The sequence below is a fragment of the Paenibacillus sp. FSL P4-0338 genome (genome assembly GCF_038002365.1).
In the GTDB taxonomy this organism is placed as follows: Bacteria; Bacillota; Bacilli; order Paenibacillales; family Paenibacillaceae; genus Paenibacillus_AQ.
In genome coordinates this window covers 3,912,651-3,937,053 of record NZ_JBBOCG010000001.1, presented here as the reverse complement: position 1 = coordinate 3,937,053, position 24,403 = coordinate 3,912,651, and the positions used below count along the sequence as shown (strand labels likewise).

At 52.9% G+C, this 24,403-nt stretch carries 19 protein-coding genes; 12 read left to right on the top strand and 7 right to left on the bottom strand.

The features are described from left to right. Positions 1 to 250: 250 nt before the first annotated feature. The 3 genes from MKZ07_RS17305 to dnaI all read left to right on the top strand — a co-directional run bounded on the left by MKZ07_RS17305 (position 251) and on the right by dnaI (position 3,366). Positions 251 to 547, top strand: a complete 297-nt coding sequence (locus MKZ07_RS17305) for a YuiB family protein (protein WP_025707684.1) — start codon at positions 251 to 253, stop codon at positions 545 to 547. Positions 548 to 837: 290 nt separating this feature from the next. Beyond that, the gene (locus tag MKZ07_RS17300; RefSeq protein WP_341026761.1) at positions 838 to 2,388 is read left to right on the top strand and encodes a helicase DnaB; all 1,551 of its coding nucleotides are present in this window, start codon (positions 838 to 840) and stop codon (positions 2,386 to 2,388) included. A gap of 18 nt (positions 2,389 to 2,406) precedes the next feature. Further along, positions 2,407 to 3,366 (top strand): primosomal protein DnaI, encoded by a 960-nt coding sequence (gene dnaI / locus MKZ07_RS17295; RefSeq protein WP_036701624.1) that lies wholly within the window; start codon positions 2,407 to 2,409, stop codon positions 3,364 to 3,366. Between the two features lie 72 nt (positions 3,367 to 3,438). On the opposite strand, the gene MKZ07_RS17290 is transcribed toward dnaI, so the two are convergent. Beyond that, entirely contained in the window at positions 3,439 to 4,812 is a 1,374-nt protein-coding gene (locus MKZ07_RS17290; protein WP_341026757.1) for a glycoside hydrolase family 43 protein, read from the bottom strand. Positions 4,813 to 5,019: 207 nt separating this feature from the next. Further along, positions 5,020 to 5,181 (bottom strand): YqzM family protein, encoded by a 162-nt coding sequence (locus tag MKZ07_RS17285; RefSeq protein WP_143804448.1) that lies wholly within the window; start codon positions 5,179 to 5,181, stop codon positions 5,020 to 5,022. Positions 5,182 to 5,351: 170 nt separating this feature from the next. Here MKZ07_RS17285 and MKZ07_RS17280 point away from each other — a divergent pair, with 170 nt between their 5' ends. The 3 genes from MKZ07_RS17280 (at position 5,352) to uvrC (ending at position 8,601) form a co-directional block, all read left to right on the top strand. Beyond that, positions 5,352 to 5,837, top strand: coding sequence for a GNAT family N-acetyltransferase (locus MKZ07_RS17280; RefSeq protein WP_036701618.1), 486 nt, complete (start codon positions 5,352 to 5,354; stop codon positions 5,835 to 5,837). Positions 5,838 to 6,056: 219 nt separating this feature from the next. Further along, on the top strand, positions 6,057 to 6,374 hold the full coding sequence (gene trxA, locus MKZ07_RS17275) for a thioredoxin (RefSeq protein WP_036701616.1): 318 nt from the start codon (positions 6,057 to 6,059) through the stop codon (positions 6,372 to 6,374). Between the two features lie 178 nt (positions 6,375 to 6,552). Continuing rightward, the gene (gene uvrC, locus MKZ07_RS17270; RefSeq protein ID WP_036701614.1) at positions 6,553 to 8,601 is read left to right on the top strand and encodes an excinuclease ABC subunit UvrC; all 2,049 of its coding nucleotides are present in this window, start codon (positions 6,553 to 6,555) and stop codon (positions 8,599 to 8,601) included. Between the two features lie 249 nt (positions 8,602 to 8,850). Here the strand turns inward: uvrC and MKZ07_RS17265 are convergent. The 5 genes from MKZ07_RS17265 to MKZ07_RS17245 form a co-directional block, all read right to left on the bottom strand. Further along, positions 8,851 to 10,028 (bottom strand): IS3 family transposase gene (locus tag MKZ07_RS17265; protein WP_445670290.1). Its coding sequence is split into 2 segments (ribosomal slippage): positions 8,851 to 9,740 and positions 9,740 to 10,028, totalling 1,179 coding nucleotides; the frame shifts between segments, so codons are not numbered across the junction. Between the two features lie 599 nt (positions 10,029 to 10,627). Next, positions 10,628 to 12,331: a CPBP family intramembrane glutamic endopeptidase gene (locus MKZ07_RS17260; protein WP_036701612.1), complete on the bottom strand. Its 1,704-nt coding sequence runs from the start codon at positions 12,329 to 12,331 to the stop codon at positions 10,628 to 10,630. A 76-nt stretch (positions 12,332 to 12,407) separates the two neighbouring features. Continuing rightward, a complete protein-coding gene (locus MKZ07_RS17255) occupies positions 12,408 to 13,976 on the bottom strand; it encodes a hypothetical protein (protein WP_341026747.1) in 1,569 nt (522 codons plus the stop codon). Beyond that, complete coding sequence (locus MKZ07_RS17250; protein ID WP_084649104.1) at positions 13,973 to 14,704, bottom strand: ABC transporter ATP-binding protein; 732 nt, start codon at positions 14,702 to 14,704, stop codon at positions 13,973 to 13,975. The genes MKZ07_RS17255 and MKZ07_RS17250 overlap by 4 nt, the downstream gene beginning before the upstream one ends. Positions 14,705 to 14,708: 4 nt before the next feature. Further along, a complete protein-coding gene (locus MKZ07_RS17245) occupies positions 14,709 to 15,089 on the bottom strand; it encodes a GntR family transcriptional regulator (RefSeq protein WP_051494081.1) in 381 nt (126 codons plus the stop codon). Positions 15,090 to 15,354: 265 nt separating this feature from the next. Here MKZ07_RS17245 and MKZ07_RS17240 point away from each other — a divergent pair, with 265 nt between their 5' ends. The 6 genes from MKZ07_RS17240 (at position 15,355) to MKZ07_RS17215 (ending at position 24,335) form a co-directional block, all read left to right on the top strand. Next, positions 15,355 to 16,716 (top strand): TrkH family potassium uptake protein, encoded by a 1,362-nt coding sequence (locus tag MKZ07_RS17240; RefSeq protein WP_341026740.1) that lies wholly within the window; start codon positions 15,355 to 15,357, stop codon positions 16,714 to 16,716. Positions 16,717 to 16,728: 12 nt separating this feature from the next. After that, positions 16,729 to 17,397 (top strand): potassium channel family protein, encoded by a 669-nt coding sequence (locus MKZ07_RS17235; protein ID WP_036701608.1) that lies wholly within the window; start codon positions 16,729 to 16,731, stop codon positions 17,395 to 17,397. A gap of 246 nt (positions 17,398 to 17,643) precedes the next feature. After that, complete coding sequence (locus MKZ07_RS17230) at positions 17,644 to 19,911, top strand: AraC family transcriptional regulator (protein ID WP_036701606.1); 2,268 nt, start codon at positions 17,644 to 17,646, stop codon at positions 19,909 to 19,911. An 835-nt stretch (positions 19,912 to 20,746) separates the two neighbouring features. Continuing rightward, a complete protein-coding gene (locus MKZ07_RS17225) occupies positions 20,747 to 21,706 on the top strand; it encodes an ABC transporter permease (RefSeq protein ID WP_036701600.1) in 960 nt (319 codons plus the stop codon). Between the two features lie 14 nt (positions 21,707 to 21,720). Then, positions 21,721 to 22,620, top strand: a complete 900-nt coding sequence (locus tag MKZ07_RS17220; RefSeq protein ID WP_051494079.1) for a carbohydrate ABC transporter permease — start codon at positions 21,721 to 21,723, stop codon at positions 22,618 to 22,620. 65 nt (positions 22,621 to 22,685) lie between these two features. Next, on the top strand, positions 22,686 to 24,335 hold the full coding sequence (locus tag MKZ07_RS17215; RefSeq protein ID WP_036701598.1) for an ABC transporter substrate-binding protein: 1,650 nt from the start codon (positions 22,686 to 22,688) through the stop codon (positions 24,333 to 24,335). Positions 24,336 to 24,403 lie beyond the last annotated feature (68 nt).

Sequence of the window (24,403 nt, the reverse complement as noted above, 5' to 3'; positions counted from 1 at the left end):
ATTATCGGTGGAATATCCTCGCGTAAAATCTTCTTTGTCCGCATACCTTAATTATGTATGAACATAGGTCGGGTGCTATTTGCATTGTAGCGCAGCGGGCGGCAGAGAGCAAACGCCGGGGCCCCCATTCACGCTTATTCCGGTATTTAGCGCGATAATGTTCATTGCTTCGCTACATTTTTTCTAGTAAACTTACTATTATATAAGCTTGGGTGTGCGGTTCTTTATAGAGAGAGGGGATGGCGGTACGATGGGATTTATTCCGGTGTTTGTTCTGGCCGTTTTATTCTTTGTGATGATGTTCGGCATTGGCTTCATTCTTAACATGCTGATGAAGACTACCTGGTTCCCTGCCTATCTGTTCGTCATTGTCATTCTTCCGGTGGTGGTCTATTCCATCTGGGACCGGAGCGCGATGTCACTATGGGAGCACCTCTCTACCTTCCACATCGTGGATTATCTTACCGGGATCGCTGGTCTTGCCGGAGCGGTGCTGAGCGGCTGGACCATTCAGAAGCTGCGGCTGGGCGGATACAAGATGTTCTAAACGCTGCCTGAAGGGCGGTACAACAAGAAACGGCTAATCTCCTGCCGGGGAGAAGCCGTTTTTTTTCTGAAATATTAGAATTTATATGTTCCACGCTATAAATTATCCTTCTATTTCTCGCTGAAACGGTACCGCCCTTAAAAGGACGGTAAAGTCGTTTCCACTTGGCTTTTTCCGCCAAAAAGAACAAGGATTCATCTTTATTTTACATTTCCGGCCGGGTGTTTTGTGATAGAATAGAAATCTATATGAATTCGTATATCGTATAGAAGAGGGGGAGGTATCCGCAGATGCGTATGAGCAACCTGCATCATTTCACTGAACATCATCGGTACTGCGTTTCCCGCGAATTTGGTCTAAGCCAGCTGGACGGCCGTATGCTGGGCTCAGTCTATCAGCCAATGGTAGGCGCGTTCGCCATCAGCCTGTACAGATTGCTGTTCGAGCATATTCCGGCTGAATCTATCGGTTATTCCGGGGTGGAGCAGCAGCGCAGGCTCTTTATGACCCTGGGCGTTGAACCTAACGAGAAGGGCCGTAAATATATGGTAGATCAGGCTTCCCGGCTGGAAGCGGTGGGACTGCTGCAGACCTGCCGGCTGTATGCCGCGGAGAACGATGATTATATGTACGAGTACGAATTAATGCCGCCGCTGTCGCCGGCTGATTTTTTTGCAACCCAGCATCTGACGCTGTTGCTCCGGGATAAGATCGGCAAGTTCGCTGTGCTGTCGCTGCGTGAGCAGTTCTGGCACCGGGAACCCGAGGAATGGAGCGGGCGGTCGATGGGAAAAGAGAATATTTCACTGCCCTTTTATGATATTTTTGAGCTGAATACCCATGTAATCGACTATGAGCTGGAGCAGGCCCTGGCCGAGGTAGCTTCCGTGCGTCAACCCGGCACCACCCAAGACGCTGATTCGAATATAGCCTACAGCGATATTATCCTGCGCTTCCCGCGTGAATCGGTGAACCGTGCGCATGTCGAGAAGCTGCGTTTTGACCATAATCAGATGGGTGTCATTAATTATGTGGCCCGCAAATACGAGCTTGGCCCGCAGGATGTATGCCGCCTGCTGGATGAGGATGATGTCTTCACGCCGGACGGAGAGGTGATTCTGGATACGCTGCAATACAAGGCGAGCCAGCATTTCCGTCAGGATAGGAAGCGCCAGGAGAAAAGAGAGATCGCCGCCGCCAAGGTGGTGTCGCTGCGCTCCGCCGCTGAGGAAGAGAGTGATCCTTCTGCAGTGCCGGTGGAGCAGGCTGTCGAAATGGAGTTCTATGTAGAAGTGCCTCCGCAATTTCTGTCCAAATGTGACATTCACCAATATAATATGATGCTGCGCAACGAGCCTTATACACGGCTGTTACAGACATTCTTCCCGGGGGCGGTTCCGGGCCAGCTGATGGATATCTTCGAGAAGATTGATCTGAACTATAAGCTCAGCGGCGAAGTGATCAATGTGCTGATCCATTATCTGATGACGATGGTGGCTTCCGGCGGCGATCAGCGGATGAACCGCAACTTCGTGGAGGCGATTGCCTCCAATATGCTGGTGAAGCAGGTGAATACTTACGAGAAGGCTGTGCGCTATATCCGCGACCAGTCGAAGGTGAAGGGCAAGGGGGCGGCTTCCGCCTCCTCAAGCACAGGCACCGCGGGAACCCGTCAGCGTTCTTATGCGAAGAGCGGCGGGCGGTCCGGCAAGCAGGAGATTCCGATTGTGCTTGATGACGGCAGCGCCGGAACCGTATCGGAAGAGGAATTCGCGGCGATGATGAAGAAAGCGGCCGAGATCAAGGCCAGCAAGAAAAAAGGCGTTCTGAGAACGCCCTGAAGAAAGTGAGGTGCAGCGATGGAGTCTATGGGCGAAGTGCTGCGTTCGATGAACAACCCTGCTCTGCGCCAGCGCTCCCGTGACCTGGAGCAGACCCTGCTGAATCATCCCCTGGTCAAGGAGCTTCAGGCTGAGCACCCCGAGCTGGACGAGTCCCGGCTGCGGCTGCACTTGAGCCGTCTGTACCAATATGTCGAGGAGGACCGGCATTGTAAGAACTGTCCCGGCTTGGCGAATTGTCCGAATGATTTCCAGGGGCATTACAGCAAGCTGTCGGTGGAGACGGTGAACGGTGTAACGGATCTATATGAACGCAAGACACCGTGTAAGCTGAAGATTGCGCAGGATAATCAGGATAATGTCCGCAAGCGGATTCGCAGCTTCTATGTGGATGAGCGGGTGCTGAACGGCGGATATGATGAGATGGATATTATGGGCAAGGACCCCCGGCGGGCCTCAGCTGTGAACAAGATATTTGACTATATAGGAGCTGTGCGGGCAGAGGGCCTGACTTCGCGGGGCATTTATCTGCAGGGCAGCTTCGGCACCGGCAAAACCTTCCTGATGTGCTATCTGCTCCATGAGCTGGCTATCTCGGGCTACAGCGGCGTGATTGTCTATATGCCGGATTTCATCGAGGAACTGAAGCTGATCATGATGGACAACCAGAAGCTGAAGGAAATGGTCGATACGATGAAGAACTGTGATCTGCTTATCTTCGATGACATCGGAGCCGAGAATCTCAATCCCTGGGCGCGTGACCATGTCCTCGGAGCGATCCTGAACTACCGGATGAACCGCAAGCCGACCTTCTACACCTCGAATTATCCGCTGGACGGGCTGGAGAAGCATCTCAGCATCACTAGCAAGGACGGCGAAGAAGCCTACAAGGGCCAGAGGCTGATGGACCGGATCGCCCCGTTCGTGGATGTTATTCCGCTGCATGGGGAGAACCAGCGCGGCAAGGCCAGAGGCTGAGTTTTTATTATTTTATAAAAAGGGGACTCCGCCAGCATCTGGCCGGGGTCCCCTTTTTGCTATGCTTAGAATTTAGCTGGCGCTAAATTTCCACCAATTGATATTGAACAGGTATCCGCTGCCGCCCGTGAATTTCAGGTAAAGGTCATGAGTCCCGCTTGCTCCGCTGACCATGCAGGTCTTGGTTACCCAGCTCTGCCAGCCCCCCGTATTCTGTACCGCACAGGTGCCGATCAGTGTTCCAGTTGGACTGTCCAGCCGCAGCTCGATATTACCGCCGCTGCCTGCTGACGCTACCCGGGCCTCGAAGCCGGAAGCTCCGGCGCCGAAGTTCACATTCTTGATTTTGAGATAATCGCCGTGATCGATGAAGCCGACATTCATTCCCCCGTCTGTATCCGAGGTGGGCTCGGTCTCTACCCCGGCTGCCCATGCGCTGGTCTCGGCTTGTGTTCTGACATAGGGGTTAAGGGTGGCGAGGGGCTGTGGCCCGGCGGTTGTCATGTTGATGACCGGGAAGCTTCCGTCCGCGTTGTAGGTGAATTGCTCTACCCCCACTGACCGGGTGAAGCCGCCTCCTCCAGGCAGTGCGCCATTGTGATAAAAGAAATAAGAGCGTCCGTTGAAGTCGATGATGCCCGGGTGATTCGTGAAGCTGCCGCCCTGCGTGGGCATGATAATTCCCCGGTACTTCCACGGGCCGGTAGGCGAAGAGCTGGTGGAGTAGGCGATATTCTCAGGAATGCCGCTTGCGCCGTAGACCATGTAGTATAAGCTGCCGCGTTTGTAGAACCAGGGACCTTCTTCGTAGAGGGTCGGTCTGTCAGCATTGCCGTTTCGTACACCGAAGCTGTCTGTGGTCATAGGCACCTGGATAATACCCGTACTCTGGTTGTAGGAGATCATATCCGGGTTCAGCTTCACATATTTCAGTGTCGGGTTCCCCCAGTAGAGATAAGCCTGGCCGTCACTGTCCACATATACCGTCGGATCAATGTCGCCCCAGCTGCTGGAGACGAGCGGTTTGCCGATGGCGTCCACGAACGGCCCGGTCGGGCTGTTTGAGACGGCGACGCCGATGGCGGGCCGTCCGAGCGAAGTGCTTTTGGCCGTGACATAAAAGTAGAATTTGCCGTTGCGCTCAATGACCTGGCTGGCCCAAGCTTCTCCGCTCGACCAGCTGAACGCCTTATAGGATAGCGGTGACCCGTGATCTGTCCAGTTCGCCATGTCCTTGGAAGAGTAGACCCTCCAATCATTCATCGTATAGTAGGTCGAGTTGTCTTCGTCATGTCCGGTGTACAGGTAGACCGTATCATTGTATACAAGCGGGGCCGGGTCTGCCGTGTAGATGGTCTGTACAACAGGGTTGTCGGCGAACGATACCGGGGAATATAGCGCCGATGCCAACAAGCCTGCGACAGCAAGGCTGACAAGCTTTTTCATTCTTTTATCCTCCTCAAAATAGGGTATAAGAGCGCTTTCGCTTACAGAGTAACACGGCTCCTGTGAAACAAAAATGTGTTTTATTTTTAATAAATTGTAAATTTATGTTATTATTAATGATCCGTGATAGAACGTAACCTGAACGCAAAAAAATCCGGCATCCTGCCCTGACGCGGGCGAAGAATACCGGACACTGCACCTAAGCAGCTATTCGGACAGATACTTGATAATCACCATTCCGAAGAAGACCACGGTCATGAAGCCGGTCATCCCGAAGAAACCGACCATCAGATCACCGAGATCGTGGCGGGGCTCCTCATTGACATGCTCCCGCGGGTCACGGACCTGTGCGTTGACATTGACGTCCATTCGCTTCTTCCTCCTTGCTGTTGCATGACTGCATGAAGTGGGTTACAGTTATACATGTGAGAGAAGTCATTGACAATTAATGCGCTTTCTTCAAGTATACGAAGATGCAGAGAAGATGTAAAGATAAGATCGGCGTTCATTCCTATATCTGCTGCCAGAAGGGTGATTTTATGATACATATAAGACCTATGGAACCGCAGGAATATGATTTTCTTATGGATATGCATTATGAGTCCATACATATCGAACAAGGGAAGCCTCCCAGAAGTGAGCTGCTGAATTCTCCGGGGATGGTGAAATATAACGAGAATTGGGGCAGACAAGGCGATACGGCTCTTATTGCCCTTATTGATAATATTCCCGCAGGTGCCGCCTGGTACAGGCTATTTGACGAGACGAACCAGGGCTACGGATTTGTGGATGCGCAGACGCCAGAATTAGGTGTGGCTGTACGGTCTGACTATAGGCAGCGGGGGGTAGGAATCAGACTCATGCAGGCCATCACTCAACAAGCTGTATCCGAGGGGTACACCGCCCTTTCTCTCAGCGTTGATCCGGAGAATCAGGCGGCCGTCCGGCTATATGACAGACTCGGATTTCAGTTTCACGGAATTTCTGGAACCTCCTGGACGATGAAGCTGGATATTACAAATTAATTTTATACAATATAATTTCTTAAAATATATAACAAATGCATTGTATTTATGTTATACTGAGGATGTGTCGGTAAATGATAATTTGGTTATCATATTACATGAAGCATTTTATCCCGCTATGATTTCGGAGTAAATTCTGCGGACTTGGCTCAGGCTATAGAAGCGGAAGTTATTTCGTACAGCTTAAGCTCACAAAACTTTTTGAGGAGGAACAATATCATGGCTATCGTGAACGTGTCTGACCAATCCTTCGTGAATGAAGTGGAAGGTCAAGGTACTGTAGTAGTAGATTTCTGGGCACCTTGGTGCGGCCCTTGCAAAATGCTTGCCCCAATTCTCGAGGAATTGTCCACCGAGCTGGGTGACGATGTGAAGATCGCTAAATTGAACGTGGATGAGAATCCGGAGACAGCTTCCCGTTTTGGAGTAATGAGTATTCCTACTCTGATCTTCTTCAAAGACGGCCAGCCTGTAGACAAAGTCGTAGGACTGAACTCCAAGGATTCCCTTAAGAATATCGTAGCTAAGCACCAATAATGTATGATCATATGCTGTAACCGGGGCCTCGCGGCCCCTTCAGACAAAGCGCCTTCGGTACTCCGAGGGCGCTTTGTCTGTCAATAGAAACGGGTGTTCTATATTAAGGCTTGAATATGTAGTACATTCTATTCTAAACTTACCTTATAACCGTGTAGTAACAGGTGGGGGAGAACTTATGGATTATATGGATAATATCCGCAACAAGCTTGCGCTGCTGCCTGATCTGCCCGGCTGCTATCTGATGAAGAATCAAGAGGGCACGATCATCTATGTCGGCAAGGCCAAAGTGCTGAAGAACCGTGTACGCTCTTATTTTACCGGCAGTCACAACGGGAAGACGCAGCGGCTGGTCGCCAATATTGTTGATTTCGAATATATCGTGACATCGAGCAATATGGAAGCACTCATTCTGGAGTGCAATCTGATCAAGAAGCATATGCCGCGCTACAACGTGCTGCTTAAGGATGACAAGACCTTTCCTTATCTGAAAATCACTAATGAAGCCCATCCGCGCCTGGAGGTTACCCGCCGGGTGCTGAAAGATAAAGCTAAATATTTCGGCCCGTATCCGAACAGCTACGCCGCCCAGCAGACCAAGAAGCTGCTCGACCGGATGTATCCGCTGCGCAAATGCGGGGTGATGCCGAAGGAGGTCTGCCTGTACTATCACATGGGCCAGTGCCTTGCGCCGTGTGAGAAGGAAGTGCCGAAGTCGGCTTATGAGGAGATTATTCAGAATATCTCTTCCTTCCTCGGGGGCGGACATGATGCGGTGAAGAAGGATCTGCAGAAGAAGATGCAGGAGGCGGCCGAGGAGCTGTATTTCGAGCGGGCCAAGGAGCTGCGCGACCAGATTCAACACATCGATGCCGTCATGGAGAAGCAGAAGATCAATACGGCTGACACCAAGGACCGTGACGTCTTCGGTTATGCGGTGGACAAGGGCTGGATGTGTGTGCAGATTCTGTATATGCGGCAGGGGAAAATGATTCAGCGCCACTCGTCGGCTTTTCCGTTCTACGGGGAGGCGTACAGTGACTTCATGTCTTATGTGACGCAGTATTACAGCGACAACCCCGCGCTGCCGCAGGAAATCCTGCTGCCGGATATGGCAAGCGCCGGAATGCTTCCGCCGGAAGCAGGCGGCGCTCCCGGCCAGGGAAGCAGTGTGCAGGCGGCCGGCGTTATGCCGAGCGGCCAGGCGCTGATGGCGGCCTTAGGCGCAGAAGATGAATCGGAGGCTATTGCGCAGACCGGTGAGACGGGAATTGCAGGTGAGGGTCTTGCGGGTGCTCCGGCAGCGGCTGATGAAGCTGTGCAGGAGCAGGCGGAGCAGGAGGCGGCAGCCGAAGGGACCGTGGATGCGGCCGGGGGCGCAGCCGCCCTGCAGGAATGGCTGGGCATCAAAGTGCTGGTGCCGCAGCGCGGGCTGAAGAAGCAGATGATCGGCATGGCCTGCCAGAACAGCCGGGTCGCGCTGAATGAGAAGTTCCGCCTGATCGAGCGGGACGAAGAGCGTACCTCCGGGGCGGCCAGCAGTCTGGGGCAGAGCCTGGGGCTGGACTCGCTGAACCGGATCGAAGCGTTCGATAATTCGAATATCCAGGGAGCCAATCCGGTCTCGGCCATGGTGGTCTTCATCGACGGCAAGCCTGCCCGCAAGGAGTATCGTAAGTATAAGGTCCGCACCGTACAGGGGCCGGATGATTATGAGACGATGCGCGAGGTGATCCGGCGGCGTTATGAACGGGTGCTGAAGGAGAATCTGCCGCAGCCGGATCTGATCGTAGTCGATGGAGGAAAGGGCCAGATCTCTTCGGCGATCGATATTCTGCAGAATGAGCTGGGATTATTCATTCCCGTCTGCGGTCTGGTCAAGGATGACAAGCACAGAACCGCCCAGTTGCTGGTCGGCGACTCCGCCGAGCCGGTCTCGCTCGCGCGGGACAGCCAGGAGTTCTACCTGCTGCAGCGTATCCAGGATGAGGTTCACCGGTTCGCCATTACGTTCCACCGGGAGCAGCGCGGCAAATCGATGGTCACCTCGAAGCTGGATTCGATTCCTGGCATCGGGGATAAGCGCAGGAAGCTGCTGCTGAAGCATTTCGGGTCGCTTAAGAAGATTAAGGAAGCCTCCATCGAGGATTTCAAGGTGCTGTCCATCGGTGAGAAGCTGGCCGGTCAGATTCTGGAGGCGCTCAATGATGAGGAGCCGTCAATCTAAAAAAAGTTCGAACGGTAACGCAGCTGAAGCCGGTCCCATGTGGGCCGGCTTCTTTGGACTGGGTTAGGAATGGATGATATCGCCAGAAATCCGGCTAAATCCCCCGGAAGGCAGGCCAAGGGTGGATCAAATGTATGCGAAAAAGCGAACACAATTAGAGTTGCAGGGGCGTGCGGGCCAAATGTAATCGAAAAACCGATTATATTGCGTCGGTGGTCATACCCCTGTCAAGTAGACAGATGAAAAAAGCTAAGCAGCCAGAGCGTGCCGATACTCAATCGGCGCGCGCTGTTTCAGTTTCGCCTGAAAACGTTGGTAATTGTAAAAGTAGATATACTCCTCAACTGCTTGATGAATCTCTGCTTCTGACTTACACTGGTGAAGGTACAACTTTTCTGTCTTCAGATGCGAAAAGAAGGATTCGATGCAGGCGTTATCCAGGCAGGTTGCTTTGCGAGAGTGGCTGCCCTTGACGCTGAATGCCTCTAATCGTGTGTTGTACGCCTGAGACGTGTACTGAAAGCCTTGGTCCGAATGGAGCACGGCCTCAGACACGTCTCTTTTCCGTGTCCACTGTTCCACCGTATCCAGGACGAGGTTTACGTCGTTTCGCTCCGAGATCTGCCAAGCTACAATCTCATTGTTGAAGAGGTCCTGAATCGCAGACAGATAATAAAAGCGGGTGCCGTCTGAGATATACGTAATGTCCGTGACTAGCTTCTGCTGTGGGGCTGTCGCATGAAACTTACGCTTTAACCGGTTCGGGTAGACCACGGAAGGAGCAGAGCGCGCACGACGCCTTTTCTTGCGAATGACGGACTGGATCGATAGCTCTTTCATGAGCCTCCATACCTTCTTGTGGTTGACGAGGTAGCCTGCCTCCCGCAGGGCTGCCTGCATTCGAGGGTACCCGAAATAGGGATGAGCCAGGTGAATAGCTACCATATGCTCTTTCATGGCGTGCTCTTGCTCATAGGCATCCATTCGTCGAACCTGTGCACCTCGCCACTTGTAGTAATTTGCCCGCGATACCTCTGCAATGGCTAATAGGCGGGTGATGCGATGTTGGTCACGTAGTTCTTCAATGACGGCGTATTTGTCGTGTAGTCCAAGCTTCCCTCCCTTTACAGATTTGGATACCGCTTTTTTAAGTAGTCCACCTGTGCCTTTAAGTAATCTCGTTCTTCTTCTATACTGGCAAATGTAGAACGTGGACGTCCTTTTAAAGGGCTTGTTGCCCCTTTTTGTGTATCGAGTGGCTCCCCATTCCGATATTTCTTTACCCATACTTTAAGCTGGGTACAGTTCACAATTCCCAACCTGTCGGAGACGACCTTATAGCTCTCACCTCCTGTACAATAGGCTTGAATGGCCTCTTTCTTGAATTCCTCTGTGTACGATTGAAATACTTGTCCCTTTTTGGCCATACCAAAATCCCCTCCAAGTTCACTCATTTCCTCATGTTAACACATGAGGTTTTTTTCGAGTGTCTACTTCAAGGGGATAATACCACGGTTAGGGGCGTGCGGGCCAAATGTAATCGAAAAACCGATTATATTGCGTCGGTTAGTGGCGTGCGGGCCAAATGTAATCGAAAAACCGATTATATTGCGCCGGTTAGTGGCGTGCGGGCCGAGTGTAATCGAAAAACCGACTACATTGCGCCGGGTGGTGCTGTGCGTGCTAAATGTAATCGAAAAATCGATTACATTTAGCGTGGCAGAGACGCGCGCCGAATTTACATAGCAAACTGAACACTATGAGCTACTGCGTAATTAACTTAATCTTTACTTTCTGCATAGGATCGTTGATATTTGTATAATTCTGACCGTTTCCGGTAAAGGATACGCTTCACTGGTTGTCCGTGCTTATCTGAAAGAGGGAGATGTAGTCTTTGAAGTGGAGGATAACAGACTCCGTTCTCCCGTCCGCCCGTATCGTTCTCTGATGGAAGAGGCATAACTGCTATAGCAATAAAGCAGCGGCTGCGCTATCCCGGAGGAGGAAGCGCAGCCGCTGCTGGTTCTTATGGAGCAGGATTCGATTCTACCAGCTTCGGCTCCCGCGGAGGGTTGAAGCGGTACACCAGATAACCTACGATGAACGGCAGAATGATCGTGACGGTACCGGCTCCGATATTCACTGTATCCTTCATGAAGATCAGCGTCGCCCCCATCAGGATGCTGTCAAATACCACATGGCTGAACATCACCGCGATGAACCCGTACCGGATGAAAATATAGCTGAACAGCAGACCGATCACCGTCAGCTCAATCGGCCGCGAGATGACCGGATAGATCGGGTAGAGCGTATGTCCGAGCGCCCAGATCAGGGTCGTAATCAGTGAAGCGATGAGCGTATTCTTGACCAGCTTCTTCAGCATGCGGATGCCGAACAGACGGTAGACCGCCTCTTCCGAGAGGCCGGCAAGCCAGGCTACAATCGGCAGCAGCCAGGCATATTTCATATTGTAAGGCGACTGGCTGGCGTCTGTGGTGGACCAGTTATCCAGCGTATAGGACAGAATAATGAACATGACGGTCTGTACGCCAAGCAGAATGAAGGCCCAGATATAACCTGCCTGGATACTCTTCAGTACATATTGGCCGTAGCCGGGCTCGGAGGCCCGGGGCCAAGGATTCAGCTTCTCCTCGGAACGCCACAAGCCGTCCCCTCCGACCAGGGAGAAGTAGAGCAGGAGCGACATCAGCAGACTATATAGAACGTAGATGATGAACATGACTAAGGCTGTAACTCTTGCCTCAGCACTGCCGCTGCCGGTTTCGGACACCACATTGTAGCTGCTGACCATCATGATCAGGAAATGGACGGAGCTCAGGAAGATTCCGCGCTTCCAGGAAGTATGCTTCCTGCGCAGAATGCCGTAGATCAGCGCCAGAAGGCCCAGCAGCAGGGTCGGCAGGCCATAGCCGTACAAGGTTAGCTTCTTGGCCAGCGAGGTCTGACCATCCACGTAGGCATCATGCCAGGCAGGGGCCGAGAATCCGGCACGGAAGTACGAGACCTCGCCGTTCAGATAATTGAATTGGTACCTAAGCGGTAATTCACCTATGGTGACGGAGCTGTCGGAATAGACAAGTCCGTAGCCATCAAGGTTAGCCTCAATCTTCAGCTTGGCGGGATTGGCCCCCCAGAGCTTCAGCCAGGGGCGGGCGAGGCTTTCTTTTGCCTCCAGGCTCAAGTCCGGTATGCTGCTTGCAGGATTGGCAGTACCGGTACGTTTGGTTGCTGCCGCGGGCCGCTCGCCGTAATTCAGTCCGGCCGCTGCATCGGCATCGGCACCAACGGCAAAAGCTACGGGCTCGCCAGTATACATATTGAGGTCAACTGCCAGTCGGGCTGCCGCCTCTCCGGACGTATAGAGCACCGCATGGTACACATCGAATGGATAACGCTGGTCGAGCTTGTTCTTGGAATAGTCCGGGAGCAGCTTCTCCCGGGACATATAGCCATAGAAAGAAGAGTCTGTCTTGTACAGGATCACCCATTCATCTCCGGCTGCGGTTTCGTAGCCGAGCTGCCCGGCGGCAAACGTGGCGGCTTTCTCCCGGATTTCACTTTTGCTGAGAATAGTTGTATCCCCATCTGAACTGGAGATGAGCTGGGGAGCGATCTGGAACATGACAAATAGAATGAGTCCGAGAATTCCGGCAAGGATAAGCTTGGTAGTAAGGGGCCGCTGATGCAGGGGCTGGCCGACGGGATTCATGGAACGCCTCCTTAGTCTGAATTTATCTTGCTTTCTTGAAAAGCCGTACTATCCTCTTACGTGAAGATGGCCGGGCTTATGCCTGTTTCTTAGCCGCCTGCTCTTTATTTGTTCCCAGTGCCAGGTGGAAATACTTGGCGCCTGCTACGGTGCAGCACATGGCAAGCGGGAGGCCGACCAGGGCGGCGAGGCCAGGAATGGACCATAACGGATAAGGAGCACTGGTGAACTCCTCTGGATACAGATATTTGCTGATCTGAGGCAGGATGAGCATGACAGCCATTGTCATGACAAAGATCAACGGGAGCAGTGCCTTGGATCTCATCAGGTAATAGATGCTTTGCAGCACACCCAGCCCCAGTGTCAATGCCAGTGTGTAGACAACAAGGGAATACCACAGCCAGGATATATATAGGCTGATGTGATATGGAGCGGGACTCCCAATAACCTGTGTTGCTGCAATGCCGGCAAGCATGGAACAGAACAGCACGAGAAGGATGCGCATGACTGTAACCCATACAGCGGCAACTCCGGAGAGCAGCAGACGCAGCCGGCTGTGCGGAAATAACAGCCACCAGGCCAGCTGCTTATGGCTGGAACTGCTGCGGATCATCATCCACAAGAACCCGAACAGCACGGGAAAGGTAAAGGGAATTCCGATGCATGTCAGGAAACCCTCGAGGTCGCCGGTTAAAAAATAGGCGGCAACGGCCATAAGCACTGGAAGAGTGAGCTTCAGTCCGATGACAAGCCTGTGCCTTTCCATTGAGCGCAGAAGGCTTGCATCCAGTCTGTATAAGCTCAGCAAGGGGGATCGGCTGCTTGTAGAACGTGCAGAACGGGCCAGTCCCCGATGCTTTGTATAGCTGGAACGCAGGAGTGAGCCTTCAGCTAGCCTGCTCTCCGGTTGCGGGAGCATACTGAAGCTCTTGCCGGCAATTACGGGCAGCAGGAAATAGTAAGCGCTCAAGTCGAGTATAAGCAATATCACGCTATATATTAGCATATATTGCGTCGATAGATACTCAGACTCGTAGAAGGCGGCAGTAGTGGCGTTATCATTCAACACAATGATGGTGGTTAAAGGTGCCAGCCAGAGCAGTGGATAAAGAACTCCAAGCAGCAGGAGCAGAGCATGGTTGCGAATAGCCATCAGCACACTGACCAGCAGACCGCTCATGATGGCTAAGGGCAACAGGGTGAGAATAAGCAAGCTGTAAGCAATCAATGTATAGATGAACCCGAAGGCAGACAGCGGCTCATACTGGCCGGACAGAACAGAGAGTCCATAGAGCACAGCGGCAGCAGTGAAGATGGGAACGGCTATTCTCAGGCTGAGCTTCAGCAGGCTGAGCGCCTTGGCCTTGAGCAGGGTAAGCCGCGGGGCCGGAAAAGTCAGGAACCAATCCTTATGCCGCTGCCCGTAAAAGATTATCATATGTATAGAGGATACTCCCATCGCGATAATCCATAGCAGCATCGCAGCTGTAAGGAACGGAGACTGTGGAGTTATGCAGGAGAGCGGGAAGAATAGACCGGCAGGCAGCAATACAGCCAGCAGAGCCAGGCCAGCCAGCAGCTCATGTACCTTCTTCAGACGATAGCGGCTATATTCCAGCTTCACAAGAGTCTTAAGCGCCGTCATGCGAACACTTCCCGGTAGCGTGACTCCACAGAATAACCGGAGTGCCGCAGTTGATCCACATCATCAATTCCCTGAATCCGACCGCCGCCGATCAGAATCAGCCGGTCAAAGAGCAGCTCCATTTCCCGGATATCATGGGTGGCAATCAGGAAGGTCCGGCAGCCGCCTGCCATCTCCCCTACCACAGCAGAGGCAATCACTTCTCTGGAGATCAGATCCACACCGGTGAACGGCTCATCCAGAATAATTAGCGCTGCCTGACGAGAGAGGCAGGTTAAGAGCTGCAGACGGGCTTCCTCGCCGCGGGACATGGTGGAGATTAGCGAGTCCGGTGTGACGGATAGGCTAAGCAGCAGCTCTGCGGCCTTGCCGCTGTCCCAGTCCGGGTAGATGCCTGCGGCGAAGCCCAGCCATTCCTGCACGGTCAGCCAGCCGGGCAGACTGCTGCGGTCAGGAAGCATGGAGAGCTCTCCGAGCCGCTCAACACCAGCGGGTCTTCCGTTAATGCTGACCGTGCCGGACCCTGCGGGGATCAGACCGGATATAATCCGCAGCAGGGAGGACTTGCCTGCACCGTTCGGTCCAAGCAGGCCGGTGATGCTGCCCTGGGGAATGTGGAAGCTGATGCCGTCCAGGATCACCCGGTTTTTAATCTCGAACCGTAAATCCTTGCACTCAACTGCAGCGGGAAGGGCGGGCGTTTCTATTACCGATCTATTCATAGTCATTATTTCAATCCTCCTTATCGAATTGCAGCATTTGCTCGGCAGTAAGACCAAGCGCAGCGGCAGTGTCCTTGAACTGCTGTACAGCCTGGCGGATGATTGCTTTACGTGCATCCTTAATGACACTTTCTTCCCGGGTGACAAAGGTTCCCTGACCACGGTAGGTTACAATCAGCCCCATCCGCTCCAGCTCCTGGTACGTCCGGGCGGCAGTAGTGGGATTGACACCTCTGCCGGCTGCCAGGTCCCTGACAGAAGGTAGACGTGATCCCGGTGGAATGATGCCGCTAACAATCCGCTCCCGGATAGCGCCAACAAACTGTTCATAGATCGGAAGTGACGGATTAATCAGGAAGTGCTCCGGTAATAGCTCAAAGGTAGAATCCACCTATGTCCTCCCTTCTACATCTCTCTTTATGGTGTGTATGGATACTGACCATACACTTTATGAATCCAGTGTACCACCAACCACCATACAATTTCAAGCCAAATTTTAGAAAAGCAGGACTTAACGTGCATCTCAAGCAGTGTTTGCTTTGTATATAGAAAATGAGTCTTTGTGAAGTTAGGCAATAACGTATATAATTTTGTATGCTTATCTGATAATGACCGATTCGTAACTTCTAATAAGGAACCCTGAAAGGATGAGAAGTTTGGCGCCACCGTCTTCCAAGATCACCGGCTTCCGATTCCTGAAGCTGGCTCCTCCGCAAATCCTGGTGCTGAGCTTCGCTGCGGTCATCCTCATCGGCACGTTGCTGCTTATGCTTCCGGTATCCAGCGTACCCGGTCAGCCGCTCAGCTTCATGGATGCGCTGTTCACGGCCACCTCCGCCGCCTGTGTGACCGGTCTGGCTGTAGTGGATACCGGGACCCATCTTACCGGCTTCGGACAAGCGGTTATTCTGGTGCTGATCCAGATCGGCGGGCTCGGGTTCATGACCATGGCCACGCTGTTTGCCCTGGTGTTCAGGCGCAGAATCTCACTGCGTGACCGGCTGATTCTTCAGGAAGCCATGAATCAGAGCTCGATGGAAGGGATTGTGCGGCTGATCCGCAAGGTGCTGCTCTATTCCCTGGTCATTGAAGCTGCGGGAGCACTTCTCCTGTCTATCCGCTGGGCGGTAGATATGCCGTTAGGCCGCGCAGTCTACTACGGGGTATTCCACGCGGTGTCGATGTTTAATAACGCCGGATTCGATCTGTTCGGCGGGCATGATCACAGCTTAATCAGCTATGTCGGAGACCCTGTCATTAACCTGGTCGTTATGTTCCTGATCATCTCCGGGGGAATCGGCTTCATCGTAATCTCCGATCTGGCCGACTTCCGCCGCACCCGGCGGCTGTCGCTGCACAGCAAGGTGGTGCTGTCGATGACAGCCGGACTGATTATGACCGGAATGGTGGTCATCTTCATCTTCGAGTTCACCAATTCCCGGACCCTGGGACCGCTGAATCTCGGGAGCAAGCTGTGGGCCTCCCTGTTCCAATCCGTGGCACCGCGTACGGCAGGAGCCAATACGCTGGATATCACGGGCCTGCGTCAGGCCACGCAGTTCTTCATCGTGATCCTGATGTTCATCGGGGCATCCCCGGGCTCTACCGGCGGCGGCATCAAGACCACTACCTTCACGCTGATGCTTGGAGCTGTTATCTCCATGCTGCGCGGCCGCGAAGACATCGTGCTCTTCCGTTACCGGCTGGCTCAGGAGCGCGTGTTCAAGGCACTGACCATTACGCTGTTAGCACTGCTGCTGATCGTTACGGTCTCCATGATGCTCTCGACTACAGAGGGGCTGCCGTATCTGATGATTCTGTTCGAGACGATCTCGGCGTTTGCCAATGTCGGACTAAGTCTGGGCTTGACCCCGGAGCTGACGCAGGTCGGCAAGATCCTGATCTGCCTGACCATGTTCGCCGGACGACTGGGGCTGCTGACGCTGGCGTATGCGCTCGGCCCGAGACAGGGTAAACCATTATATAAATATCCGGAAGGCAAAATGATAATTGGATAGGGGAATCAAGTCATGAAACCACAGCAGTTTGTTGTAATCGGCCTGGGCCGCTTCGGTTCAAGTCTGGCGCTGGAGCTGATGTCCATGGGCTACGAGGTCCTCGGGATCGACCCCCAGGAGGAGAGGGTAGAGGCTATGACCGGGCAACTGACCCATGCAGTCATGGCGGATGCTACGGATGAAGGGATTATGCGCTCACTCGGAGTGCGTAATTTCGACTGCGGCATTGTGGCGATCGGGGATAATATGGAGCGGAGTATTCTAGCAGCGATTCTGCTCAAAGAGTTGGGCGTCAAGCAGGTGGTCGGCAAAGCCATCTCCATTCTTCACGGCCGCGCGCTGTCGAAGCTGGGGGTGGACCGGGTGATTTTCCCGGAGCGGGATATGGGTATCCGCGTGGCTCATCAGCTGGTGACGCCGAATCTGCTTGATTATATCGAGATATCCAAGGATTACAAGGTTGTTGAGCTGACGGTACCTGCCTGCATGAACGGTAAAAGCCTCTCCGAGCTGAACACCCGCGCCAAATACGGCTGCAGCATCATTGCCCTGAACCGCGAGGATGGCATCATTGTTGCCCCGACCGCGCATGATCATGTGCATCAGGGGGACATCATGGTGGTGATCGGCTCCAACGACAGTATCGAGGAGTTCGAGGATGAAGCGGTGAATGTGGAGTAAGCACTTCCTGTCAGCCAGCCTATCCTGATAAAAGAAAGCTATAAACGCCCGGATGGTTATGCATCCAGGCGTTTTTGCTGTTTCGGCGTAAGCCTGCAGCCGTGCATTAGTACGCCTGTACACCAGCCTGTAACATGCCGCGCGTGGGTTGGAAATTTTTCTTATACACATATGTAAAATGTATCCTGAAATGATAAAATAAAAATATTGTAAGCGGTAACATAGAAATCCTTAGGGGGATATGTGATGAAAAGAACACCGATGATCCTGCAGCTGGCGTTGATTCTATTCTGCATTATGGCTATTCCTACAGCAGTCCTGACCTGGTACAGCGGGTCACAGATTATACAGAACTCTGAAGCAGCTATCGGGGAATCCACGCTGGCCGGGCTTAATGCTAACCGCAGGCTGAACGAGAACGCGCTGGCCAATCTGGCCCAGGATACGTCACGTCTGGCGGCAACAAATATTTTTGACCGCATCCGCAGCTTCGAAACCTACGATGAAATTAACGCCAACTATAACAATGTAAGTCTGGCGCTGTCCGTGACCAAGGAACTGCTTAACCTTAACCGCCGGGTGGACGGTGTGTACTCTTCATTCTTTGTCCTGGAGGATTCGGATTATGTCTTCTCTACAGACAGCAGCATCACGACGCTTGCCCGCTATGAGCCTATCGGATGGATCACAGAAGCGCTTAAGGGACGCAGGGGGATCAGCGGGGTATGGGTGCCCCGTAAGCTTGCGTCGGGCGAGAACGTGGTATCTTATGTGTACCCGCTCAACCGCTTGTCCACCACCACCCGGGGAGTAATCGTCGTCAATATGAAGGAGAGCCAGATCGGCAAATATCTGCATGCTACCGAGGTGGGGGACAGCAACTACCTGCTGCTGGACGCTGCGGGTACGGTGATCTCTTTCAACGACCGGTCCATGCTGCTCTCCGACAGCCATAAACTGCCATTCTTACAGGAGATTCTGAATCAGGAAGCCAGTGAAGGCTACACCTTCCGCAAGCTGGAGGGCAAACGGACGGTGTATGCCTGGAGCCGATCCTCCTTGTCCGGGTGGTGGAATGTAAGCTGGAGCTCCATGGATGAGCTGATGACCAAATCCAGAGAGATGCAGGGGAATATTATTCTGCTGACGGGGGCGATCATTGTACTGGGGACGCTGCTGGCCATCTTCCTGGCCACCTGGCTGTCCAGGCCCCTGAGGCAATTGGTGCAGACGATACGCTCGAAGATTGATGTGGGCGTAGTGAACAAGAATGAGCTGGCCTTCCTGGATTTGGCTTTCAAACGGATGCAGGAGGAGGAAGAGAGTCTGTTCCAGCTGCTTCAGGAGCGTGAACAGGATACCCGCAGTCTGGCCGTACACCGTCTGCTGCGCGGTGAGATTCCGCCGCGGATCACGGAGGTTTTTCCGCATGCCTGTTACAGAGTGGCAGTGGTCTCCATCGACCAATATAGAAGATACGTGGGACATACCAATGGCGAGACGCGCAGCTATCACTGGTATTTGCTGAGTGCCAAGTATGAGAGTGTTTTCCCTGAGGGGCTGGTAGCCCGCTGTGTCTACCATAATGAGGGCTGTACAGTGATTGTACTGAACTTTGCCCCGGAGGAAGGGGAGGCGCATAGTACTCTGATTCATCAGGCTCTGGAGGAGATCCGCGACCAGTCTCTTGAACTGCTGGAGCATTCGGTCACGATTGGGGTAAGTGAGATGACGGATGCTCCCGAGCGGGTGGCGCTGCGGCTGTTCGAAGCGCTGGAGGTGATCAAGCGCAGGATGATCAAGGGGGCCGGAAGCATCATGTACTGGCATGACGAGGAGGATAACAGCCGCAAGTATGTTGACTCTGAGAGCAGTGAGCGGCGAATCCTGAATTTCCTGGATGCCGGCGACCTGGCGGGAATCTTCAAGGAGCTGCAGAGCATCCGCAGCCAGATCTCCGCAGAGGACAATATCTCCTACGATAATATTATGTTCATCTATCATCAGCTGATGGGCGCGACGATCAAGCATCTGCGCGAGAATCACCTCGGGACCGGACGGATGATTATGGGCCGGGGCAACGTATATTCGATTCTCGCCGCCATGGATACGCTGGATGAGCTGGAGGAGTACCTGTATGATTTTTACTGTGAGATTGTACAGAGCTTGGACCGCAGCGCCCATGAGACCAATTATGCGCAGCGGATCATGGAGTACCTGAAGCAGCACTACCGGGAAGAGATCGTCTTCGAGAACATGGCCAAGCAGATAGGCATCAGCTACTCCTATATGCGCAAGCTTGTATATGAACAGACCGGCAGCAGCATGATTGACTTCGTCAACCAGCTAAGGATCGAGCAGGCCAAGGAGCTGTTGCTGGATTCCGGGCTAACGATCAAGCAGATTGCCGCTGAGGTCGGTTACGCCAATGCGCAGAGCTTCAACCGCTTTTTCCGCAAGTATGAAGGCATGCCGCCAAGCGGCTACAAGTCAGCGAAGAGCAAGAGCTCTTAGAAGCTCATAGATGGCCATCAAAGCCCATAGAAAATCATAGAACCCATAGAAACCCATAGAAACCCATAGAAACCCATCGCCGGCGGAACGGCATCTCGTATCAAGGACCGTGTTGTTTCGGCAGGTCTGTGGAAAGTGGTCAGGTGACAGAATGAAAGGGATAAATCCCTCCGATGGAGCTGGAAGTGGGCTGGATGCTGGAATGAAAGGGATAAATCCCTCTGATGGAGCCGAAAGTGGGCTGGAGGTGGAAATGAAAGGGATAAATTCCTCTGATGGAGCTGGAAGTTGGCTAAACGAGCGAATGAGGAGCACAAGTGCCCCTGAATTCCAGGAAAGTTGGCTAAACGAGTAAATGAGGAGCACAAGTGCCCCTGATTTTCAGGAAAGTTGGCTAAACGAGCGAATGAGGAGCAGAAGTGCTCCTGAAATAGTTGAAGGATACCGTGTTGAGCCACAGTAGCTCTCCAATCATTCCCTGATAGCTCTAGTTGCTCCCTAATTGCCCCCTCATCGTTTCCCAATAGCCCCTCCCCGCTCTCCGGTCCCTCCCCAATCCCCCCTGGGCCCTTCCCTCATCACGCAATTTTTATCAGGCATATACCTGACCTCCTAAATGAAAGCGCTTTATTATTTTTGGGAATGCCTATCATTTTTGATTATTCTCCTGCGGCTGAGGCCTTCGGCGCCGGGCAACAATCATTTGTGAATCAATTGTGATAGGTGATCATCAATACTCATGATATTCAAGCCTGGGCAAAGACGGTAGCATAGGAACCAGGCCGGAGAATAGGAGCCGGCAGCCGGCAAGAAGAATTCAAGGCAGGAGGTGAATATGTTGAAAGCTGCAAGCGCTTCACAAACGAATCACAGTCCTTTATTAAGAAGAAAACAGGGGTTCGGCTATTATTTACAGCGGGATTGGCAGCTCTATCTGCTGGTGATGCTTCCGCTGGCTTTTGTCATCGTATTCAAATATTTGCCAATGACCGGACTTGTAATCGCCTTCAAGGACTATAAGATTGCCAGAGGCTTCTGGGGCAGTGAATGGGCCGGACTACAGGTCTTCCAGGACCTGTTCGCCAAGCCTGATTTCATCCGGGCCGTCCGCAACACCTTGCTGCTGAACGTGCTTGACCTGTGCTTCAGCTTCACGATGCCGATTGTGCTGGCTCTGCTGCTGAACGAGATCAAGAGCGTACGGTTCAAAAGAATCAATCAGACGGTGCTCTATTTGCCCCACTTCCTGTCCTGGGTCATTATCGGAGCCATCGCCTATCAGCTCCTCAGTGAGGGGGGCGGTGTGGTCAATAACCTCATCGAACTGATGGGAGGCACCCGGATTCCATTCCTGCAGCAGGATACGAATTGGCTCATTAGCTATCTTGTGATCGGGGTCTGGCAGAGCATGGGCTGGGGCACAATTATCTACCTGGCGGCGATGAGCGGGATCAACCCCGAGATGTATGAAGCTGCTACGGTAGACGGGGCGGGCCGCTGGAGAAAGGTATGGAATATCACTCTTCCATCGATCCGGGCAACGATTGTGACGCTCTTGATTATGGCGCTGGGCAAAGTAATGGACGGCTCCTTCGAGCGGATCTATGCGCTGCAAAATAAAGCGACCACGGAGTTCACCACTACCATACCGGTCCTGGTGTACCGCTGGGGGATTGAGAGCGGCAATTTCAGCCGGGCGACCGCCATCGGACTATTCCAGTCCGTCATCGGAATTATTCTGGTCATTTCCGCGGACCGCGTAGCCAAGAAGCTTGGCGAGGATGGGATTTTGTAGAAAGGAGAGGAACCATGAAAGCAATAGCCGGAGGCACTGCCGCACCCCATAAAGCACGTATCGATATCTGGGAAACGCTGATCCGTCTCGTCATTATTATCATCTCACTATTCTGCCTGCTGCCGTTCATTCATGTTGTATCGAAATCGCTGAGCTCTGACTCCTTCGTCATTGCCAATAAAGTCTTTATGTGGCCGCAGGGCTTCACCATTGAAGCGTATAAAAAAATCTTCGCGGATGCCAGTATCCTCCGTTCCCTGTACATCTCGGTCATCGTGACTGTGCTGTTCACCATTCTGGGCATGATCCTGACCATCTGCGCCGCCTATCCGCTGTCCCGAACCCAGTTCAAGGGCCGCAGGGTGATCACCTTCATCTTCCTGTTCACCATGTACTTCAGCGGGGGCATCATTCCTGACTATATGAACATCAATAATCTGGGGCTGATGGATACCATCTGGTCACTGGTGCTGCCGCTCTCCTTCAGTGCCTTCAATCTGCTGATTATGAAAACCTCGCTGACCAGCGGGATTCCCGTCAGTCTGGAGGAATCTGCGCGGATCGACGGTGCCGGGCATTTCCGGATTCTGTTCAGCATTGTGCTGCCTTTATCCAAGCCGATTATGGCAACACTTGCCCTTTTCTACGCGGTGGGCCGCTGGAATGCTTATCAGGATGCCTTGTTCTATATCAAGCATGAGACCTCCCTCCGGCCGCTTCAGCTCAAGCTGTATTATCTGGTCATTCAGGCAAGTGAAAGCTTCCAGCTGGAGGCCAGCCAGGTGCAGCTAAGCAATCCGGAAGTCCTGAAGGCGTCAGTCGTTGTATTCGCTACCTTGCCTATCCTCTGTGTGTATCCGTTCGTCCAGAAATACTTCGTTCAAGGTGTTATGCTCGGAGCCGTTAAGGAGTAATCCTGCGTCCCTTGTATATAGTCATTCTTTGGAATTACGAAAATTCAAAAAATGGGGGAATTGCGATGAATAAAAGAAGCGTGTATTCGTTAATGATGGCATCCGTCATGACGGCAGGCCTGCTGGCCGGGTGCTCCGGGGGAAATAACACCAAGGATACGGCAGAATCCAGCAATAAGCCGGCCGGGACAGCCGCGGCTACGAACCAGGCCGAAGGAGCCTATCCTGATTATTCCAAGGGCTTCGAGAAAAAAGTCTCGCTCGACATTCCGGTCTATGAGCGTGCCTATGAAGGCTGGAACGTGTCCGATAACTACTATACCCGCTGGGTGCAGGCGGAGTTCGGCGACAAATATAATATAGAAGTTAATTATGTGCCGATCACCCGCTCCAAAGAAGTAACGGATTTCGAGCAGCTCCTGGCTTCGCACAAGGCTCCGGATATTATTTTCCACTATGATATGCCGCAAGCGCTTACTTATTATGGCGAGGATGTGATGCAGCCGCTCGACTATGCAGAGATTCAGAATTATGCGCCGACCTATTGGAAGAGCATGGGTGAAACAATTGAACAGTACGGTACCGTGGATGATCAGAAGACCTTCTTCTTCGCTGCGCGTCCTGAAGCCGACAACTTCGTCAACATTATCCGCAAGGACTGGGTGGAAAAGGTAGGGATGAAGGTTGAGGATCTGACCTCGCTCGAGAAGTACAACGAGATGCTGGCCAAATGGAAGGAAGCCGGACTCGGCGTAAGCGGCGGCAATCTGCTGCAGAACTTCTTCAACTTCAACTATCCGTTCCGCAAATGGCCGGTGGATGCGAAGTATCGTGCGCTGTATTCCGATCTCAGCGTGGCTGATCTGACTACGGAAGAGACTGAGGCTTACCTGCGTAACCTCAATTACCAGTATAACAATGGCCTGATTGATAAGGAATTCTATCTGCGCAACGATGAACCGAAGATTAAGGCTGAATTCGTGGCAGGCAAAACCGGTAACTTCGGCTTCTATCTGGCGAACAACACGGATGTTTTTGCGGCTACGCTGCAGAATAACCCGGATGCCAAATTTGCGGTCGTGCCTCCGCTTGCGGGAGTACCGGAGGGCAACAAGCCTCAGGGACGCGCTTACTGGCCGTTCGGCTTCATTATGGGAATTAACTATGAATCCACGCCGGAAGAACGCGCAGCCGTGTGGATGTATCTGGAATGGCTCAGCCAGCCGGAGAACCTGTTCAAGTTCCAGAACGGAATCGAAGGGGAGAACTATACGCTTGACGCAGACGGCATAGCGCTGAAGAACCCGGATTATAAGGGCGAAGCGGTGCTGGCACAGAACAATAACAAGGATTACTGGGGGCTGGTGACGGAAATTGCCCAGTACCCGGATGAAGCCAAAACCCGCAAGGCCAACCTGCGCAACTGGGCACCGGCCGGTTATGAGCCGCTGGCTGATGATCTGGTGAAGTATTATGACGAGGTTGCCGAATTCCGTACACCGGATGCCCTGTTCAATGTGGTGCTGGAGAAGGTGAACGAATACAAGGCCGATCTGAACACGCTGTTCCAGGAGCTGTACGTGAAGGTGGTGCTCGCTCCGGAGGCTGAGTTCGATGCTACGTATGAAGCCGCCAAGAAGACGTATCTGGAGGCAGGCTACCAGGAGATTCTCGATGAGAAGCAGGCAGCAATTGATGCAGGCAAATTCCGTTAATCCGGTGTAAGTCTGGTTTAGTATAGCAAAAGAATTACCCGGCAGTATCCTCACCCGGCAGGCTGATC